This window comes from Streptomyces sp. SBT349 (assembly GCF_001083795.1).
Lineage (GTDB): Bacteria > Actinomycetota > Actinomycetes > Streptomycetales > Streptomycetaceae > Streptomyces.
In genome coordinates this window covers 1-2359 of the sequence record NZ_LAVK01000256.1, presented here as the reverse complement: position 1 = coordinate 2359, position 2359 = coordinate 1, and the positions used below count along the sequence as shown (strand labels likewise).

Genomic DNA, 2359 nt, shown 5'->3' with positions numbered 1-2359 from the left:
CCTGAGTTGGATGGGGGGTATTGGTATACGAATCTGCGGTCGACGGTGGAGTTCGCGGGCGCGGCTCGTTCCCTGATCGACCAGGGTCATGGCCTGTTCATCGAGACCAGCCCCCACCCCGTACTGGCCGGCAGCGTCGCGGAGACGGCCGACGCCTCCGAGTCGCCCGCCGAGGTCCGCGCCCTGGCCACGCTCCGCCGCGACGACGGCGGGGGCGACCGCTTCCTCACCTCCCTCGGCCAGGCGTGGACCGGCGGCGCCTCCGTCGCCTGGGAGAACGTCTTCCACGGACGCGGCAACCGACGCGTCGAGCTGCCCACCTACGCCTTCCAGCGCGAGAGCCACTGGCTCCCGGACACCGGCACCTCGACTCCCACCGCGCCCGCCTCCCCGTCCACGGACGCCGGAGCCCGCACGCGAGCCGTCGACTCCGGGCTCGACGCCTCGCCCCTGGCCGGGCTCGCCGAGCGACCCGCGGGACAGCAGCGTGAGCTGCTGACGAGCCTGGTGCGCCGGCACGCCGCCGCCGTGCTCGGCCACACCGACATCGAACGCGTCGCCAGGACCGTCCCCTTCAAGGAGGCCGGTTTCGACTCGCACATGTCCCTCGAACTGCGCGACCGGCTCAACGCCGCGATCGGCCTGCGGCTCCCCTCCGGCGTGCTCTTCTCCCACCCCACCCCGGCCGCCCTCGCCGAGCGGCTGCGCGCCGACCTGACGGCGGAATCCGCCGAGGACGGCGCCCCCGCCGCGCGGCCGGCGGTCGCCGCGCCGGACGACGACCCCATCGCCATCGTCGGCATGGCCTGCCGCTTCCCCGGCGGGGTCGCCGGCCCCGAGGACCTGTGGCGGCTGGTCGCCGAGGGACGAGACGCCATCGGTGACTTCCCCACCGACCGCGGCTGGGACCTGGACACCCTCTACGATCCCGACCCCGAACGCCACGGCTCCTCCTACACCAGGCGCGGCGGCTTCCTGGCGGACGTGGCGGAGTTCGACGCCGGGTTCTTCGGCATCTCGCCGCGCGAGGCCCAGACGATGGACCCGCAGCAGCGGCTGCTGCTGGAGACCTCCTGGGAAGCGATCGAACGCGCCGGAATCGACCCGGCGACCCTGCGGGGGACCTCGACCGGCGTCTTCGCCGGCGCCATGGCCCAGGAGTACGGCGCCCCGCTGCACCAGGCCCCCGAGGGTTTCGAGGGCCAGATGCTGACCGGCGGAGCCGCCAGCGTCCTGTCCGGGCGTGTCGCCTACACCCTGGGCCTGAACGGGCCCGCGATCACCGTGGACACCGCCTGCTCCTCGTCCCTGGTCTCCCTCCACCTGGCCGCCCAGGCGCTGCGCAACGGCGACTGCTCCATGGCCCTGGCCGGGGGTGTCACGGTGATGTCGAACCCCGGCATGTTCCTGGAGTTCAGCCGCCAGCGCGGGCTGTCACCCGACGGCCGGTGCAAGGCATTCGCCGCCGGGGCCGACGGCACCGGCTGGGCGGAGGGCGTCGGCGTCCTGCTGCTCCAGCGGCTGAGCGAGGCACGCCGCGAGGGCCGCCGCGTCCTCGCCGTGCTGCGGGGCTCGGCGATCAACCAGGACGGCGCCAGCAACGGCCTCACCGCCCCCAACGGCGCCTCCCAGGAAGAGGTCATCCGCAGCGCTCTGGCCGTCGCCGGTCTCGGCCCCGCGGATGTCGACGCACTGGAAGCCCACGGCACCGGCACCACCCTCGGCGACCCCATCGAGGCCACGGCGCTGTCCGCCACCTACGGGCGGGGCCGCGGTGACGACGACCCGCTCCTCCTGGGCTCGCTGAAGTCCAACATCGGGCACGCCCAGGCCGCGGCGGGCGTCGGCGGCGTGATCAAGATGGTGATGGCCATGCGGGAGGGCGTGCTGCCCAGGACCCTGCACGTGGACGCGCCGTCTCCGCACATCGACTGGTCCACGGGCGCCCTCAGCCTGCTCGTCGAGGAACGGCCCTGGCCCGAGCGCGGCCACCCCCGCCGGGCCGGGGTGTCCTCGTTCGGGATCAGCGGCACCAACGCCCACGTGATCCTGGAGGCAGTGCCCGAACCCGTCGCCGCCGACCGGCCGGCCGCACCCGTCGCCGACCGGCCGGTGCTGTGGCCGTTGTCGGGTGTGAGTGAGGGTGCGGTGCGGGAGGGCGCGGTGCGGTTGGGTGAGTTCGTCCGTGGATCGGGTGTGGGTGTGGGTGATGTGGGGTGGTCGTTGGCGGTGTCGCGGTCGGGTTTCCGGCATCGTGCGGTGGTGGTGGGGCGTGGTCGTGGTGAGTTGCTGTCGGGGTTGAGTGGTGTGGTGGTGGGTTCGGTGGTGGAGGGTGCGGGGCATCCGGTGTTCGTGTTTC

Annotated in this window: 1 protein-coding gene; it reads left to right on the top strand. The window is 73.7% G+C overall.

All coding sequences use genetic code 11. The annotated features are described in order from the left end of the window. Window positions 1-2359: type I polyketide synthase (locus tag ADY01_RS25770; RefSeq protein WP_049578300.1), on the top strand; the 2359-nt coding region annotated here is incomplete at both ends.